This is a genomic window from Streptomyces sp. NPDC001880, from assembly GCF_053594575.1.
The window spans coordinates 109,532-126,174 of sequence record NZ_JBSFET010000007.1 but is presented as its reverse complement, the minus strand read 5'-3'; the positions used below and the strand labels follow the sequence as shown (position 1 = coordinate 126,174).

The window sequence follows — 16,643 nt, the reverse complement described above, 5'->3', positions numbered from 1 at the left end:
AAAATCGAGAAGCACCGGAAGACCGGGTACGGCGTTACGCCGTGCCGTGGCCCTCACCGCCGGGGCCGTGCTCGTCTGGACCGGTGGCACCTTCGCACTCGCGCCCGCCGCCGAGGCCGGCACCGTCACCCCGACCGTCCACTGCGCCCTGCCCGCCGGTCAGGGCGAGGCGACCGGGCCGCAGCAGATGAGCGTCGACCTGTCGCCGTCGATCGTCGACCCGGGCGGCAAGGTCCACGCCAAGGTCACCCTCGGCCCGTCCCCCGCCACCAGCGGCCTCAGCCTGAACGACGTGCCCACCACCCCCAGCATCGACCTCGCCATGTCCGGCGGCGCCACCGGCACGGTCACCGTCACCGGCCCCCAGGTCAACCTCGACATCCCGTCCGGCAAGCCCATCGAAATCCCGCCGTACGAGGGGGACTTCATCATCCCCGCCACCGCGAGCGGCCCGATCTCCTTCACCCCGGTACGCAATCTGACGCGTACGAAGGTGCTCGGTTCCACCTACGAGACCCCGTGCGACGTGGTGAGCGGCGGCGGCTCCATCGGCACGGTGACCGCCGAGGGCACCGCGGGCCATCCGGCCACCCTGACCGCGCCCGCCACCGCCGTCCGGCCGTCCACCGCCGTCACCCTGTCCGGCAGCCTGTGGACTGCGGGCGCCACCCCCGTTCCGTCGCTGTGCGCGGCGGACGGCGGCGGCTGCGACCCCGCCAAGTTCGTCTCCAACACGCTTGCGATCAGCGGCTCCGGGGAACTGACCGGCAGCGCGGTGCTCGCCGCCGCGGGCGCCGTGCCCGACGGCTCGTACCTGGTGAAGGTCGGCGACGGTACGAAGGAGGCGACCGCGCCACTGACCGTCAAGGCCTTCGTTCCCGCCGGTCCACGGGCCATCGCGCTCTCCCGCGCCGGTGCGCCGGTCGGCAGCGTCATCTCCGTCACCGGCAGCAACTACTTCCAGGACCGGTGGATCAACATCGTCGGCCTGGACGCGGGCGGGGCGACGCTCGACGACACCGCCGTCTATGTGAAGAGCACCTCCGACGGCACGTTCAGCGCCGAGTTCACCGTCTCCGCTCCGGCCATTGCCGCGATCCAGGTCGACGAGGGAAACGATCCGGCCACTGTGCTGACCACACCGTTCACCGTGACCGACGCCTCCGCGACACTCTCCGCGGGCGCGGCGAAGGTCAAGCCGGGCGGGACGATCGCCCTCTCAGGCGGTGACTGGCCGACCGGCACCACGCCCACCGCCGCGCTCTGCACCGCCGACGGCGGTTCCTGCGACAGCGCCCGGATCAGCGGCTCCACCCTCCGGATCGGCGCCGACGGAACGCTCGCCGGCACGGTCACCGTCGCCGGATCCACCCCCCGTGCCGTGTACGCGCTCCAGGTCACCGCCGGGGGAGCGCAGGCGCTCACCCCGCTGACCGTCGCCCCGTCCTTCGTCGTGCTCACCCCGTCGGCCGGTCCGAAGGGCACGGCGGTCACCGTCGTCGGGCAGGGCTTCGCGAAGGTCGCGACCGTGTCCATCGTCGGGCTGCGGGCCGACGGCTCGCAGACGTCCGACCCGGCGAAGACCAAGGTGGTGGGGCTGGACGGCGCGTTCTCGCAGACCTTCACGGTCAACGCCACCGACACCGTCGCCATCCGGGTCCGGGAGGTCCTCGTCAACCCGCGGACCGAGACGGCGGCGTTCACCGTCCAGGACGGCACCACGCCCGCCGGACCGTCCTTCGCGCTCTCGCCGCCCGAAGGACCCGTCGGCACGGCGGTCCAGGTGACCGGACGGGGATTCGCCCCCGTCGCCACGGTCTCCGTGACGGGCCGCACCGCGGACGGGAAACAGACCGCCGACTCGTACGTCACCCGGGTCATCGGACTCGACGGCACCTTCGCCCTCGACTTCACCGTCCGTGACCCGGCGACGAAGTCGATCCGGGCCTGTGAGGTGCTCGTGAACGGCAAAACTGTGCAGCAGTCGTTCACGGTGCGTTAACGAAAGTTCACTTCTGGTGCGTGAAGTGCCGTGAAGGCGTCGGCCGACCTGGACGCGCGTAGACCTCCAGGATTCGGCCGACGCCGCGCTGACCGGCGCTTATGCTGCTTCAAGCCAACTCTCCCTCCGGCGACGCCCGGATTCTGGACGAGGTCTTCCGCTGAGCGGACTCGCTCGCTACTGTCCAAAAAATGAACGCCCCGTGGCAGAGCCGCTCCGGGGCGCAGCCGGTGCCTGGTTAGGCCGGCGGCCTCTCCGTGCGTCGCCGCTGGGACCGGCGGCGCACATTCCGTGGGAACCGGCCGCTGCCGCTCATCAAAGAGGAGGGGGCGTCGTGACCGCGGAAACCTCCCAGACGCTCGACCGGGGCCTGAGGGTCCTCAAACTGCTTGCCGACACCGACCACGGCCTGACCGTCACCGAGTTGTCCAACAAACTCGGGGTCAACCGGACCGTGGTCTACCGCCTGCTCGCCACCCTGGAGCAACACGCCCTGGTGCGCCGCGACTTGGGCGGCCGGGCCAGAGTGGGCCTGGGTGTGCTGCGCCTGGGCCGCCAGGTGCATCCGCTCGTACGGGAAGCCGCGCTGCCCGCACTGCGGTCGCTCGCCGAGGACATCGGGGCCACTGCCCACCTCACGCTGGTCGACGGCAGCGACGCGCTGGCCGTCGCGGTCGTCGAGCCGACCTGGACGGACTACCACGTGGCCTACCGGGCGGGTTTCCGCCATCCGCTGGACCGGGGCGCCGCGGGCCGGGCGATCCTCGCCGCCCGCCAGAAGCCGGTCGGCGAGACCGCCTTCACCCTCACCCATGGCGAGCTGGAGGCAGGGGCCACCGGGGCCGCGGCGGCGCTGGTGGGGGTGACCGGGGTCGAGGGCAGCGTGGGCGTGGTGATGCTCACGGACTCCGTGCCCGAGCGCGTCGGCCCCCGCGTGGTGGATGCCGCCCGCGAGGTGGCGGACGCGCTCCGGTAGCGCGGGCCTGCAGGGCCCCGCGGGGGTCCTGGCGCGCCGGGAGCCCCTGGACACCCCGGCCCCCGCCGCAGGGGGGTGCGCCCTCGAACGCCGGGCTGCCCGGGAGAAGCCCGCAACCGCCGGGCGGGCCGGATGCGGCACCGGGCGGGCCGGGTGTGGCCCGGGGGTGGGCCGGATGCGCCACCGGGCGGGCCTGGTGTGGCCCCGGGGCGGGGCGCTCGGCAGCCCACAGCCGGTTAGATTGGGCGGGTGCTCACTCGTCTCTCGCGCCCCCGCGCCCTCGCTCTGTGTGCCCTGCCCGTCCTCGCCCTGTTCGGCGTCGCCGCGTTCGCACCGCTGCCGTTCACCCTGGCGCAGCCCGGCTCGACGGCGAATGTGCTCGGGAACGACAACGGCAAGCCCGTGATCAGCATCAAGGGTGCGCCGACCCGCCCCACCGAGGGCGAGCTGCGGATGACGACGATCCTCGCGACCGGGCCGACCGCCGATGTCGGCTTCGGCGATGTGGTCGACAGCTGGTTCCGTACGGACCGGGCGGTCCTGCCCCATGACTCCGTCTACCCGAGCGATGGCTCCGAGAAGGAGATCGAGAAGCACAACCTCGAGGACATGCGGAAGTCGCAGGACGCCGCGGTCGATGCCGCCCTGAACTACCTCGGGAAGAAGCCCGGCTCGGTCGATGTGACCCTGAACCTCGCCGATGTGGGCGGCCCCAGTGCCGGTCTGTTCTTCGCGCTCGGCATCGTCGACAAGCTCGACGGCGACGGCTCCGGCGGCGACCTCACCGGCGGCCGCACCATCGCGGGCACCGGCACGATCCAGGCCAACGGGGCGGTCGGCGCGGTCGGCGGGGTGTCGCTGAAGACCCAGGCCGCACGTCGCGACGGGGCGACCGTCTTCCTCGTGCCGAAGGCGGAGTGCAGGGAGGCACGCGCCGAGCTCCCCAAGGGGCTGCAGCTGATCCCGGTCACGACCCTGAAGGGCGCGGTGTCCTCGCTCAAGGCACTGGAGCAGGGCCACAAGGTCCCGAGCTGCTGAGCGCTGCCCCGTAGCCCCCGGCGGGAGCGCGACGGGGGCTGCTTCTCAAGCTCTCGGCTGCGCTCGAGCAGGGGAGTGCCGGGCGGTGCCCGGAGGACGGGGCGACGCAGGCTCCCGGTTCAGCCCTGCTTGATGAACCCCTCCTGGATCAGCCAGTCCTTCGCCACCTCGTGCGGGTCCTGACCGTCCACGTCCACCTTGGCGTTGAGCACCTGGGCGACCTCGGTGGTCAGCTTCCTGCTGACCGGGTCGAGCAGCCCGGCGATCTGCGGATACCTCTCGAAGGTCTTGGTGTGGACGACCGGCGCCGCGTTGTAGTTGGGGAAGAAGTGCTTGTCGTCGACGAGCACTTCGAGGTCCATCGCCTTGATCCGGCCGTCCGTGGTGAACACCTCGCCCAGCAGGCAGGAGTTGGACTTCGAGACCTGGGTGTAGATGATTCCGGCGTCCATCTTCTTGATGTTGGCGGCAGGGAGCGACATCCCGTAGGCCTTCTCCATGCCCGGCAGCCCGTCGTCGCGCGAGGCGAACTCGTTCTCCACGCAGATCGTCACCGCCGACGGGTCCTTCTTCGCCAGCGCCGCGACGTCGGAGAGCGTCTTCAGGTGGTATTTCGCGTTGTTCTTCCGGCTGATGGCGAGCGCGTAGGTGTTGTTGAGCGTGGACGGCGTCAGCCAGGTCACCCCCGTTCTGCGGTCCTCGTCGCGGACCGCCTCCCACTGCTGGACCGGGTCGGGGACCGGCTTCGCATGGCCCAGGTAGGTGATCCAGCCGGTGCCCGTGTACTCGTACATCGCGTCCGCGTCGCCCTTGACGATCGCCTCGCGCGCACTGATCGAGCCGGGCAGGTTCGTCCGGTCCAGGACCTCCGCGCCTGCGGCCTTGAAGACCAGGCCGATCATCTGGCCCAGGATGATGTTCTCGCTGAAGTTCTTCGAGGTGACGGTCAGCGAGGCACCGGCCAGCGGCTTCCCCCCGCCGACCGAGCCCGGCTCCACCTCGTCCACCATCGGCGAGCCGCTCTTCAGCCCGCACCCGGAGAGCACCAGCGCCAGCGCCACCGCCCCCACCAGGCCGGCCCGTACCTTCCGCGGACCCATCACCCCACCTCCAGCCCGCGCGGCGTCAGCGCCAGCTCGGCCAGCGAGGCCAGCCAGTCCACCAGCAGCGCCAGCACCACCGTCAGCACGGACCCGAGGACCAGCACCGGCATCCGCTGGGTCTGGATGCCCGAGGTGATCAGGTCGCCGAGGCCGCCGCCGCCGACGAAGGTGGCCAGGGTCGCCGTACCCACATTGAGCACCAGCGCCGTGCGCACACCGGCCAGGATCAGCGGGACGGCGAGCGGCAGTTCGACCTTGGTGAGCGTCCCCGTCGCCGACATGCCGATGCCGCGCGAGGCCTCGATGAGGTTCGGCTCGATCGCCTTGAGGCCCGCCACCGTGTTGGAGAAGACCGGCAGCACCGCGTAGATCACCATGCCGATGATCGCCGTCGAAGGACCGATCCCCAGCCAGATCACCAGCAGCGCCAGCAGACCGATCGCCGGTGTCGCCTGCCCGATGTTGGCGACCGCCGTGACCACCGGGGCGCCCTTGCGCAGCCTGCGCCGGGTCAGCGCGATCCCCAGCGGAATGGCGATGATCAGCACCCAGAACGTCGAGATCGCGGTCAGCCGCACATGCTGCCACCAGCGCAGCTGCACATTGCCGCCGGTCAGTGAGTTCCGCGCGATCGAGTCGAGAGGGACGTTGGTGATCCACAGATAGGTGATGAGCAGCACGATCAACAGCGCGAGCGGCATCACCACCAGCTTGCGCCAGGTGATCCGGCGCGCCGGACCGGCCGGCGGCGGGGCGGGCTCCTCCTCCTCGTCCCGGAAGGCATGGCCCTTGACGTCGTGCTCGCCGGCCGGGCGGTCCTTGTCGGAGGAGGGGACGGGGCGCCCGGAGCGCGCCCGGCGGGAGGACTCGTGGTTCAACGGTGAGTGGGGGGTCATGAGCCCGGACCGCCCTCCAGCTCCGCCTCGGTCTGGTGGCTGCGCATCTCCTCCAGGTCGTGCTGGTGCTCGATGGCGGCGAGCCGGTCGGCCTCCAGCAGTTCATGGACGGAGTTCATCAGGGTCTGCATGTCGACGACCCCGATGAACTCGCCGCGCCGCCCGGTCACCGCGGCCCGCCCACCGCTGTCGGTCAGCACCGCCTCCAGCGCGTCGTGCAGCGTCGCGTCACGCGTCACCGTGTCGTGGACCAGCTGCCCCGCCCGCGCCAGCGAACCCCGGGCCCGCATCAGGTCGCCGCGCCGCAGCCATTTGTACGGGCGGTTCCTGCGGTCCAGCATCAACAGCTCGTTGTGCGGGCCGATGCGCAGCTTGTTGAAGATCGACTGGAGCGGGTCGTCGACGGTCACCGTCGGGAACGCCGCCATCTCCACATCCCGTACGCGGGTGAGGTTGAGCCGTTTCAGCGCCGCCCCGGCCCCGACGAAGCCCGAGACGAAGTCGTCCGTCGGATTGGTGAGGATCGCCTCCGGGGTGTCGAACTGCGCGATGTGCGAACGCTCCCGCAGCACGGCGATCCGGTCACCCAGCTTGATCGCCTCGTCGAAGTCGTGGGTGACGAAGACGATCGTCTTGTGCAGTTCGTGCTGGAGCCGGATCAGCTCGTCCTGGAGATGGTCGCGGGTGATCGGGTCGACCGCGCCGAACGGTTCGTCCATCAGCAGCACCGGCGGATCCGCCGCCAGCGCCCGCGCCACGCCCACCCGCTGCTGCTGGCCGCCGGAGAGGGCGCGGGGATAGCGTCCGTGGAACTCCCGCGGATCGAGCCCCACCAGATCGAGCATCTCCTCGACCCGGTCCTTCACCTTCGACTTCGACCAGCCGACCATCTTCGGTACGAGGGCGATGTTCTCGGCGACCGTCATGTGCGGGAAGAGCCCGGACGACTGGATCGCGTAGCCGATCTTGCGGCGCAGCTTCACCGGGTCGATGCCGGTGACGTCCTCGTCGTTGATCCTGATCCGCCCGGACGACGGCTCGATCAGCCGGTTGATCATCTTCAGGGTGGTGGACTTTCCGCAGCCGGACGGGCCGACGAAGATCACCGTCTCGCCGGCCTTGATCTCCATCGACACGCTGTCCACCGCCGGGCTGGGATTGCCCGGATAGCGCTTGGTCAGGTCCTCCAGATGGATGGTCGCACCGGACGCGGTCCTCCCCGTCCCGGCGTTCTCGGCGGCCGCGCTCTCGTTGGCGGTATCAGACACGAATCCCCCTTGGAATGGTGAGCCTCCCGAGCAGTACGTACGCGGCGTCGAAGAGCAGAGCGAGGATGACGATGCCGAGCGTGCCCGCGAGCACCTGATTGAGCGCGTTGGCGCTGCCCAGCGAGGCGATGCCGCGGAAGATCTCGTTGCCCAGACCGGGACCCGAGGCGTATGCGGCGATGGCGGCGATGCCCATCAGCATCTGGGTGGAGACCCGGATGCCGGTGAGGATCGGCGGCCAGGCGAGCGGGAGTTCCACCCGGCACAGCCGGGCCGGCCGCGACATCCCGATGCCCTTCGCGGCGTCGACCAGCGCCGGATCGATGCCGCGTAGCCCCACGATGGAGTTGCGGACGATGGGCAGCAGCCCGTACAGCGTCAGGGTGATCACCGTGGGCGCGACGCCGAGGCCGACGAGCGGGATGAGCAGACCGATCGCGGCGAGGGAGGGGATGGTGAGGATCGTCGCCGTCGAGGTGATGGCCAGTGACCCCGCCCAGCCGCTGCGGTAGGTGACGACCCCGATCAGGATGCCCAGCAAGGTGGCGATGACCATGCACTGGAACACGGCGCTGGCATGCTGGTACGCATCGGTGAGCAGCTGTTGGTGCCGGTTGCCCAGGTACTCCCAGAAGCTCACACGCCACTCCTCGGCTCAGTCGTCGTCCTCCGCGGCCTGCTCGACGAGCGGGATGATCCGCAGGGGGACCGGGTTCTCCATGACGATGGCCGTGGAGGCCCGGACGATGCCATCAAAACCGACAACCCGGTCGATCACCCGCTGGAGATCGGCGTTGGAACGCGCGACGAGACGGCAGAGCATGTCGCCGTGCCCGGTGGTGGTGTGCAGCTCCAGAACTTCCGGTACGCCGGCCAAGTGGGCCCGTACGTCGGCTCCTTGACCCTGCTTGATCTCCAGCGTGGCGAACGCGGTGACGGGATAGCCGAGCGCCGCCGGATCGACCGTCGGGCCGAATCCGCGGATGACTCCATTCGACTGAAGCCGGTCGAGCCGGGCCTGCACCGTGCCCCGGGCCACGCCGAGCCTGCGCGATGCTTCGAGGACGCCGATGCGGGGTTCACGGGCCAGCAGCACGATGAGCCGCCCGTCCAGTCGATCGATCGCCATGGTCTTCTCCGAAGGGGTGGGCGTGATGGTCATCATGTACAGATAGCCCGCCCATCATCCTTATCCGCTGTACAGATTGCCCAGCGGAATCACGAACTATTGCGCACCTTGCGAAGCAGAGAGAGCCTTCGGACATGACTGAGACTCTGCACACCACCCCCGAAACAGCCCGGCAGGCCGACCCCTTCCCGGTCAAGGGAATGGACGCGGTCGTCTTCGCCGTCGGCAACGCCAAGCAGGCCGCGCACTACTACTCCACGGCCTTCGGCATGAAGCTGGTCGCCTACTCCGGACCGGAGAACGGCAGCCGCGAGACGGCGAGTTACGTACTGACCAACGGATCGGCGCGTTTCGTCTTCACCTCCGTCATCAAGGCCGCCACCGACCACGGCCGCTTCCTCGCCGCCCATGTGGCCGAGCACGGCGACGGCGTCGTCGACCTGGCCATCGAGGTCCCGGACGCCCGCGCGGCCTATGCGTACGCGGTCGAGCACGGCGCCCTCGGCCTCGACGAGCCGCACGAGGTCAAGGACGAGCACGGCACCGTCGTGCTCGCCGCGATCGCCACGTACGGCGAGACCCGGCACACCCTCGTCGAGCGCTCCGGCTACGACGGCCCCTACCTCCCCGGCTACGCCGCGGCCGACCCGATCGTCGAGCCCCCGGCCAAGCGCACCTTCCAGGCCATCGACCACTGCGTCGGCAACGTGGAGCTCGGCCGGATGAACGAGTGGGTCGGCTTCTACAACAAGGTCATGGGCTTCACCAACATGAAGGAGTTCGTGGGCGACGACATCGCCACCGAGTACTCCGCGCTCATGTCGAAGGTCGTGGCCGACGGCACCCTCAAGGTCAAGTTCCCGATCAACGAACCGGCGATCGCCAAGAAGAAGTCCCAGATCGACGAGTACCTGGAGTTCTACGGCGGCGCCGGCGTCCAGCACATCGCGCTCGCCACGAACGACATCGTCGCCTCGGTACGGGCGATGCGGGCGGCCGGCGTCCAGTTCCTGGACACGCCCGACTCGTACTACGACACCCTCGGCGAGTGGGCGGGCGAGACCCGCGTGCCCGTGGAGACCCTGCGCGAGCTGAAGATCCTCGTCGACCGCGACGAGGACGGCTACCTGCTGCAGATCTTCACCAAGCCGGTCCAGGACCGCCCGACCGTCTTCTTCGAGATGATCGAGCGCCATGGCTCGATGGGCTTCGGCAAGGGCAACTTCAAGGCCCTGTTCGAGGCGATCGAGCGCGAGCAGGAGAAGCGCGGCAACCTCTGACCCGAGGGCCGGCGCACCACAGGCTCCGGGCTCCTCAACGGCCGCCCGGGGCCGGTTGGCGTTGTCACGGGCCGATTCGGCTCGGGCTGCTCCGGCTCCGGCTTCCGCGGTTCGATTCTCTTCGGTTCCGGCTTCTTCGGTTCCGGTTGCCGCGGTGCGGGCTTCTGCTGCTCCGGTCGCGGTGTCGGCGCTGCGGGCCGTGCCGCCGCAGCCGCCGCAGCCGTCGGAGGCGATGCCTGAGGCGCGGGAGGCTCGGGCTCCAGGGCGGGCCACAGTCCTACGGGCCGTCCGGTGGGGGAGATGCCAGATCGTCCAGGGCCTCCTGGGCGGCCGGACCGTCCAGCGGTGAGAACCGCGGGTTGGAGCGCAGCGCCTCCTCCAGATTGCGGCGCGCCGGACCGTAGTCCCGCAGGGCCTTCTGGACCAGGCCCAGATGGTACGCGTACGAGGCGTTCTGCCCACCCGCGTCGACCGCACGGGTCGCGTACTCCAGCGCGGCGGACGGCTCGCCCGAGCGGTACAGGGCCCAGCCCAGCGCGTCCGCCACCGCCGCGCTGCGGTGCTGCCGCGCCCATTCGTCGTTCAGCAGGTCGACCGCCGTGTCCGGATCCCCGTGGTCGGCCTCGAAGCGGCCACGCAGGACAGCGTTGTTCACGCCCTGGGCGTCGTCCCGGGTGAGGGCCTCGCGGAGCCCGGCGTACTGGCTGCGGGCTTCTTCGTCCAGCCCCAGCGACTCGTACAACTCGCCCAGCTCCAGCATGTATTCGGGCCGGGGGAGATGCGCCAGCGCAGCCCAGTAGTCGCGCCGTGCCTCGTCGGTGCGGCCGAGCGCCAACAGCGCCCTGGCCCGGCCCGCGAGCGACGGGTGGTGGTTCCGGTCGGTCCGCAGTGCCGCGCTGTACTGTGCGACCGCCTCCTCCGGCTTGCCCCGCTCCCAGGCCAGTTCGCCCAGCAGGGCCAGGCACTCCGCCTTCTGCGCGGGGGTGGCCGCCCGGTCCGCCGCGTCCTGCGCGTTGGCCAGCGCGTCCTCGCGCCGGCCCTGGTCCAGGTACATCCTGGCCGTCTGCACGAGCGCCGGGACCCCCGCGCGCAGCGCCGTGAACCGCTCCACCGCCGTCTTCACGGACTTGCGGTCGCCGAGACCGGAGTACGCCTCGATCAGCGCCGGATAGACGGTCCACTGCTTCGGCTGCCGAGCCCGTACCTTCTCGCCCCACTTCTTCGCCGTGCCGAAGTCGTGCCGGGCATTGGCCAGCGCCGCGAGCCCCACCCAGGCCGCCGTGTTCCCGCTCTCACCCGGCCGTACGTCCAGCGAGCGCTTCAGCGCCTGCTCGGCCCGCCCGTAGTACGCCGTGTCCGCGGCACGCCGTGCCCACTCCGCGTAGGCCGTACCGAGCACCGCCCAGGACCGCGCGTCGGACGGATGAGTGCCCACCCACTGCTGCCGGTCCCCGATCAGCGCCGTCAGATCGGAGAGCGAGGCCGGGGAGCCGGCCGCCGTCGCCGTCAGCGCACGCGAGACCGGGCCGGGCGCGGGCGGCGTGGCCTTCTTTCCGTCGTCCGGAACGGTCACCACCGCACCCGTCACCAGCACCGCACCCGCCACCACGCCCAGGGCCGCCCGGCGCAGCGTCGTACGCAGCGAGAAGGGCGGGAGCCCGTCCTCCGACGCCGGGTCGAAGAACGTGGACAGCGCGGAGGCGCCGGCGAAGTCCGAGGCGTCAAGGGGAGGGCGGCGGCGCGGACCGGGAGACTGCGGAGGCTGCTGCGGCATGACATCCATGCCGATCACTCTGCGTCAGTAATAAGAGCACACCGCGCCTTGTGGAGGCCACGGCAGACGGGTTCACACCAATGGGCCCGGGTGTCACGCTTGGATCGTGAACGGTCTTCTCGAACAACTGCGTGCGGGTCTGCCCGCCGAGGCCCTGGTCACGGATCCCGACGTCACCGCCTCGTACGCCCACGACATGGCGAGCTTCTGCGACGCGGGCACGCCCGCGGTCGTCGTGCTCCCGCGCACGGTCGAGCAGGTCCAGCACGTCATGCGCACGGCCACCGCGCTGCGCGTGCCGGTCGTCCCGCAGGGAGCCCGTACCGGCCTGTCGGGCGCGGCCAACGCCTCCGACGGCTGCATCGTGCTGTCCCTGGTGAAGATGGACCGGATCCTGGAGATCAGCCCGGTCGACCGGATCGCCGTCGTCGAACCGGGCGTCGTCAACGCGGTGCTGTCCCGGGCGGTCGACGAGCACGGTCTCTATTACCCGCCGGACCCCTCCAGCTGGGAGATGTGCACCATCGGCGGCAACATCGGCACCGCGTCCGGCGGCCTGTGCTGCGTGAAGTACGGGGTCACCGCCGAATACGTACTCGGCCTGGAGGTCGTCCTCGCCGACGGGCGCCTGCTCTCCACCGGCCGCCGCACCGCGAAGGGCGTCGCCGGATACGACCTCACCCGGCTCTTCGTCGGCTCGGAGGGCAGCCTCGGCATCGTCGTCAAGGCCGTGCTCGCGCTGAGGCCCCGGCCGCCGCAGCAGCTGGTCCTGGCCGCGGAGTTCCCGAGCGCGGCGACCGCCTGCGAGGCGATCTGCCGGATCATGGAGCGTGGTCACACTCCGTCACTCCTCGAACTGATGGACCGTACAACGATCCAGGCCGTCAACAAGATGGCCGACATGGGCCTCCCCGACAGCACCGAGGCGCTCCTGCTCGCCGCGTTCGACACCCCGGACCCGTCGGCCGACCTGGCCGCCGTCGCCGAGCTGTGCACCGCGGCCGGTGCAACCGACGTGGTCCCCGCGGAGGACGCCGCCGAGTCCGAAATGCTGCTCCAGGCCCGGCGGATGTCGCTCACCGCGCTGGAGACCGTCAAGTCGGCCACGATGATCGACGACGTCTGCGTACCCCGCTCGAAGCTCGGCGCCATGCTGGAGGGCACCGCGGCCGTCGCCGAGAAGTACGGCCTCACCATCGGCGTCTGCGCGCACGCGGGCGACGGCAACACCCACCCCGTCGTCTGCTTCGACCACACCGACGCCGACGAGTCCCGGCGGGCCCGCGAATCCTTCGACGAGATCATGGCGCTCGGCCTGGAGCTCGGCGGCACGATCACCGGTGAACACGGTGTGGGCGTACTGAAGAAGGAGTGGCTCGCGCGCGAGCTCGGCGAGGTGAGCGTCGAACTGCACCGGGGCATCAAGCAGGCGTTCGACCCGCTGGGGCTTCTCAACCCCGGCAAGGTGTTCTGACCGCGGGCGCGAGGGCCGGGCGGAGCGGTTCCCGCTCATGCCCCGCCGTCCTGCGACTCGTCCGACGGCCACGGGTCGCGCATCCACAGGTCGTCGGCCGGCAGCGGCGCGAGCAGCTCGGCGAGGCCGTCGTCGATCCCGAGCAGCTCGGCCTCGGTGCCGGGCGGGACCACCCGCAGCGTCCGCTCCATCCAGGCGGCGACCGCGGCGGACGGCACCTCCAGGAGCGCATCCCCGTTGGGCGAGGTCAGCGCGACGAAGATGACGTTGCGCTGTTCGACCTTGGTCGGCCAGATCCGGACGTCCCCGTGACCGCACGGCCGGAACACCCCTTCGACCAGCAGATCGCGGGCGAACGTCCAGTGGACCGGGAAGTCGGAGCCGATGTGAAAGGCGACGTGCACGGCGTACGGGTCCTCCGTGCGGTAGGTCAGACGGGCGGGTACGGGGATGCTGCGCTCGGGCGACAGGACCAGCTTGAGTTCCAGCTCGCGTTCCACGACGGTGTGCATGAGTGCGTCCTTCCGGTGCCTGTGGACCGGTCCCATGACCGGCCCGCACAAGGAGAGAGCGCCCTCCCCGTCGTCTATTACGCGACTTCCGAAAAAAATTTCCGGGCGACGGGAAAGCGGCCCAAACCCCTGGAGTGGCCCAGGGATACGCGGGTGTCTGGTAGATGTGGACCCGTTGCATTCAGGCCTCGAAGAGATACGGGACCACGGTGATGAGCGCCCCAACCCCGGCACCCGGTGACGAAAGCCCCCGCGAGGGGTACTACCCCGACCCGTCCATTCCCGGATACGTCCGGTACTGGAACGGTGCTTCGTGGGTGCCAGGCACGAGCCGCCCCGCCCCTCAGCAGGGCGAGTCGATGTCTGCGGCGCCTTCCGGAGCAGCGCCCTCCGCACCGGCGGCCGAGCCGGAGCCGCAGCCGGATGCGCGGCCGCAGTCGTCGCCGTCGCAGCCCGCCGTCCCGGCACCGGTGGACGAGACCGGTCCGGTCTTCCTGGACGAGGAGCCGTCCGCGGGCAACCGCCCCGAACCCGCCACCGCCTGGCAGGCCGATGCCTCCCGGCAGACCGGATTCGGCGGGGAACACGACCGACGGGTCTCCTGGGGCGGCACCGGCCAGTCCGATGATCGGAGCGACCGGAGCGACCGGAGCGACCGGAGCGACCGGAGCGGGCAGAGCGGGCAGGGTGATCAGGACCGGCCTTCGGGTACGGAGCCCGGCCCCGATCCGCGTACGCCTGCGGACCGTGCCCCCGCCCCCGCCGACCGAGCTCAGGCCGACCGGGCTCCGGCGGATCCGCGACAGCCCGCAGCCGCTGTCCCCGAGAACACCGTGGCGATCCGGGTCGGCCGTCAGGGCCGTCCTGGCGGCAGCGGCGAAACGGGCGACGGCGCGGGCGACTCCGGGCGGCCGCCCGCCGACGGGACGGTCACGATCCGGGCCGTGGGTCAGGGCGGTGGGCCGCCCGCTCACCGGACGGCGGAACCTGCGGCCTCGGAGGGGACGATGGCGATCCGCGCGATCGCCCCCGGTACGGGAGCCCAGAACCCCGCCCCGGCCCCCGCACAGAACCGGACCCCCGCCCAGGCGCGGAACCCCGCCCCGGCCCCCGCACAGAACCCCGCTCCCTGGGCGCAGCTTCCGGCTCAGCAGCAACAGCCCCAGCTCCCGGCCCAGCAGCAACAGCCTCAACTCCAGCCCCAGCCCCAGCAGCCCCAGCCCCAGCCCCAGCCCCAGCCCCAACAGCCCCAGCAGCCCCAGCCCCAGCCCCAGCCCCAGCCGCAGCTCGGCGCGCAGGGTGCTCAGCCGGATCAGCGCGTCGTGCCCTGGAAGCCGCCGGTCAACGACCCCTTCCAACAGCTCGCGCAGGCCCAGGCGGCGGCCAGGCCGGCCGGGCTCGGCAAGCGGTTCGCCGCCCGGCTGATCGACACCGTCGTACTGATGTCGCTGGTCGGTGCGATCGGCTTCCCGCTCGTCTCGCAGGCACTGGACCACATCGACGAGAAGATCAACGCGGCGAAGCTGTCCGGTGAGACGGTTACCGTCTGGCTGGTGGACTCCACCACGGCCGGTCTGTTCGGCGGGGTGATCGCCGCGTTCCTCGTGCTCGGCGTGCTGCTGGAGGCGCTGCCGACGGCCAAGTGGGGACGCACGCTCGGCAAGAAGCTCTGCGGACTCGAAGTGCGGGACATCGAGTCCCACGACGCCCCGTCCTTCGGCGCCGCGCTGCGTCGGTGGCTGGTCTACGGTGTGCTCGGCCTCCTCGTGATCGGCGTGGTCAACGTGCTGTGGTGTCTGATCGACCGGCCGTGGCGCCAGTGCTGGCACGACAAGGCGGCACGCACCTTCGTGGCGGGCTGAGCGCACCCGCCCGGCTGACGGCCCATCGGGTGAGGGGCCGTCGGCGCCGCCCGTTCCCCCGAACGCACCTGAGCCGTTGCGGGCGCCCCCGGGCCGGGGTGCACTGCCCCCATGAGCAACGATCAGCCGACGTCCGGTCAGCCGCCCGAGGACGACCCGTTCCGCAAGAAGCCGCACGAGCCGCCGCCGTCATCGGGTTCGCCGTACGACAGTGCTCCGCCCCCGCCGCCGTACGAACCGGGGCCCTACGGCGGCGGACCGTACGGCGGTGCGGATCCGCTGGCGGGCATGCCGCCGCTCGGGGAGCCGGGCAAGCGCGTCCTGGCCCGGCTGATCGACTTCCTGATCGTCACGATCCCGCTCTATCTGATCTCGCTGCCGTGGGGCGGCGTGGTCGAGGTGACGGAGAACAACGGCAACGGCAGCAACAACGATTTCGGCGATGTCTTCAGTCAGACGTACAGCGGGCACCAGCTGGTGTGGTCACTGATCGGTCTGGTCGTTTACGTCGCGTACGACACGTACTTCACGCACAAGGACGGCCGGACCCCCGGCAAGCGGCTGCTGAAGATGCGGGTCGCGATGCTCAACGACGGCCGGGTGCCGGACACCGGCGCGGCATTCCTGCGGGCCGTGGTGCTGTGGCTGCCGGCGCTGCTGTGCTGCCCGTGCCTGTGGTGGCTGATCAACATCGTGCTCATGTTCACGGACAAGCCGTACCGGCAGGGCCTGCATGACAAGGCGGCGAAGACGGTGGTCGTACAGACCAACTGAGCCGGACCAACTGAGCCGGACCGACCGAGCCGGACCAACTGAGCCGGACCGACCGAGCCGGACCAACTGAGCCGGACCGACCGAGCCGGACCGAGCCGAGCCGGACCGACCGAGCCGGGCCGACCGGGTCTGATCCGAACGAAAGGCCTCAGGGGCGCAGCGAGTGCCGGTCCACGCGCTCGTCCGCGGGAGTCGCGGAGCGCTGCGCGGCCTCGCGGGGGGCGGGGACGGGGGCCCGGTCCCCGTCGCGGGCGAGGCCCTCGGCCTCGATGGCCGCCGAGACCGCGTCCCGGTTCACCCGGACCGCGGAGCGGGACCGCGCCTGCTTCGCGGATTTCGCGTGTGCCGGCCGGGGCACGGTGACTGCCACCAGCAGACCGAGCGCGAGCGCCGCGGTTCCGATGACGGCGATGGCGACGCCCGAGTCCGTACGGGAGAGCAGCAGCATCGCGAGGGTCGAGAAGACGACGGTGACCGAACCGTAGGAGAGCTGTGCGGCAGTGGGATGCGGCATGGCGGTATCCGTCCTCGGGGCATCGGATGGGCAGTCTCTCA

The 16,643-nt window shown here is 70.9% G+C and carries 14 protein-coding genes and 1 pseudogene; 7 read left to right on the top strand and 8 right to left on the bottom strand.

Annotated features, from left to right (window positions below; all coding sequences use genetic code 11):
• Positions 1-46 precede the first annotated feature (46 nt).
• From ACWCQ6_RS06790 to ACWCQ6_RS06780, 3 genes are all read left to right on the top strand, one after another.
• Positions 47-2,002, top strand: a complete 1,956-nt coding sequence (locus ACWCQ6_RS06790; protein ID WP_451086150.1) for a hypothetical protein — start codon at positions 47-49, stop codon at positions 2,000-2,002.
• 334 nt (positions 2,003-2,336) lie between these two features.
• Positions 2,337-2,978 carry an IclR family transcriptional regulator gene (locus tag ACWCQ6_RS06785; protein WP_451086148.1) on the top strand — a complete coding sequence of 214 codons (642 nt, stop codon included), beginning with the start codon at positions 2,337-2,339 and terminating at the stop codon, positions 2,976-2,978.
• Between the two features lie 249 nt (positions 2,979-3,227).
• A complete protein-coding gene (locus ACWCQ6_RS06780) occupies positions 3,228-4,016 on the top strand; it encodes a S16 family serine protease (protein WP_451086146.1) in 789 nt (262 codons plus the stop codon).
• A 119-nt stretch (positions 4,017-4,135) separates the two neighbouring features.
• Here ACWCQ6_RS06780 and ACWCQ6_RS06775 read toward each other — a convergent pair whose 3' ends face one another.
• Genes ACWCQ6_RS06775 through ACWCQ6_RS06755 form a run of 5 tightly spaced genes read right to left on the bottom strand, consistent with a single transcriptional unit; the run spans position 4,136 to position 8,412 of the window.
• Positions 4,136-5,116 carry a glycine betaine ABC transporter substrate-binding protein gene (locus ACWCQ6_RS06775; protein WP_451086144.1) on the bottom strand — a complete coding sequence of 327 codons (981 nt, stop codon included), beginning with the start codon at positions 5,114-5,116 and terminating at the stop codon, positions 4,136-4,138.
• Positions 5,116-6,015 (bottom strand): ABC transporter permease, encoded by a 900-nt coding sequence (locus ACWCQ6_RS06770; protein WP_451086142.1) that lies wholly within the window; start codon positions 6,013-6,015, stop codon positions 5,116-5,118. Before ACWCQ6_RS06770 ends, ACWCQ6_RS06775 begins: the two co-directional genes overlap by 1 nt.
• Entirely contained in the window at positions 6,012-7,283 is a 1,272-nt protein-coding gene (locus tag ACWCQ6_RS06765; RefSeq protein WP_451086140.1) for an ABC transporter ATP-binding protein, read from the bottom strand. Before ACWCQ6_RS06765 ends, ACWCQ6_RS06770 begins: the two co-directional genes overlap by 4 nt.
• On the bottom strand, positions 7,276-7,923 hold the full coding sequence (locus tag ACWCQ6_RS06760) for an ABC transporter permease (protein WP_451086138.1): 648 nt from the start codon (positions 7,921-7,923) through the stop codon (positions 7,276-7,278). Before ACWCQ6_RS06760 ends, ACWCQ6_RS06765 begins: the two co-directional genes overlap by 8 nt.
• A gap of 15 nt (positions 7,924-7,938) precedes the next feature.
• Positions 7,939-8,412, bottom strand: coding sequence for an Lrp/AsnC family transcriptional regulator (locus tag ACWCQ6_RS06755; protein ID WP_451086136.1), 474 nt, complete (start codon positions 8,410-8,412; stop codon positions 7,939-7,941).
• Between the two features lie 134 nt (positions 8,413-8,546).
• Between ACWCQ6_RS06755 and hppD the strand changes: the two genes are divergently transcribed.
• Positions 8,547-9,692: a 4-hydroxyphenylpyruvate dioxygenase gene (hppD, locus tag ACWCQ6_RS06750; protein ID WP_451086134.1), complete on the top strand. Its 1,146-nt coding sequence runs from the start codon at positions 8,547-8,549 to the stop codon at positions 9,690-9,692.
• 41 nt (positions 9,693-9,733) lie between these two features.
• On the opposite strand, the pseudogene ACWCQ6_RS06745 reads toward hppD, so the two are convergent.
• Positions 9,734-11,475: pseudogene (locus tag ACWCQ6_RS06745) on the bottom strand (tetratricopeptide repeat protein); the annotation flags it as partial.
• Between the two features lie 97 nt (positions 11,476-11,572).
• Between ACWCQ6_RS06745 and ACWCQ6_RS06740 the strand changes: the two are divergent.
• On the top strand, positions 11,573-12,940 hold the full coding sequence (locus ACWCQ6_RS06740) for an FAD-binding oxidoreductase (RefSeq protein WP_451086132.1): 1,368 nt from the start codon (positions 11,573-11,575) through the stop codon (positions 12,938-12,940).
• A 35-nt stretch (positions 12,941-12,975) separates the two neighbouring features.
• On the opposite strand, the gene ACWCQ6_RS06735 is transcribed toward ACWCQ6_RS06740, so the two are convergent.
• Positions 12,976-13,452 carry an SsgA family sporulation/cell division regulator gene (locus tag ACWCQ6_RS06735; protein ID WP_451086130.1) on the bottom strand — a complete coding sequence of 159 codons (477 nt, stop codon included), beginning with the start codon at positions 13,450-13,452 and terminating at the stop codon, positions 12,976-12,978.
• Between the two features lie 212 nt (positions 13,453-13,664).
• On the opposite strand from ACWCQ6_RS06735, the gene ACWCQ6_RS06730 reads away from it, so the two are divergent.
• Positions 13,665-15,314 (top strand): RDD family protein, encoded by a 1,650-nt coding sequence (locus ACWCQ6_RS06730; RefSeq protein ID WP_451086128.1) that lies wholly within the window; start codon positions 13,665-13,667, stop codon positions 15,312-15,314.
• 111 nt (positions 15,315-15,425) lie between these two features.
• Entirely contained in the window at positions 15,426-16,088 is a 663-nt protein-coding gene (locus ACWCQ6_RS06725; RefSeq protein WP_451086126.1) for an RDD family protein, read from the top strand.
• Positions 16,089-16,236: 148 nt separating this feature from the next.
• Here ACWCQ6_RS06725 and ACWCQ6_RS06720 read toward each other — a convergent pair whose 3' ends face one another.
• Complete coding sequence (locus ACWCQ6_RS06720) at positions 16,237-16,602, bottom strand: hypothetical protein (protein ID WP_451086124.1); 366 nt, start codon at positions 16,600-16,602, stop codon at positions 16,237-16,239.
• Between the last annotated feature and the right edge of the window lie 41 nt (positions 16,603-16,643).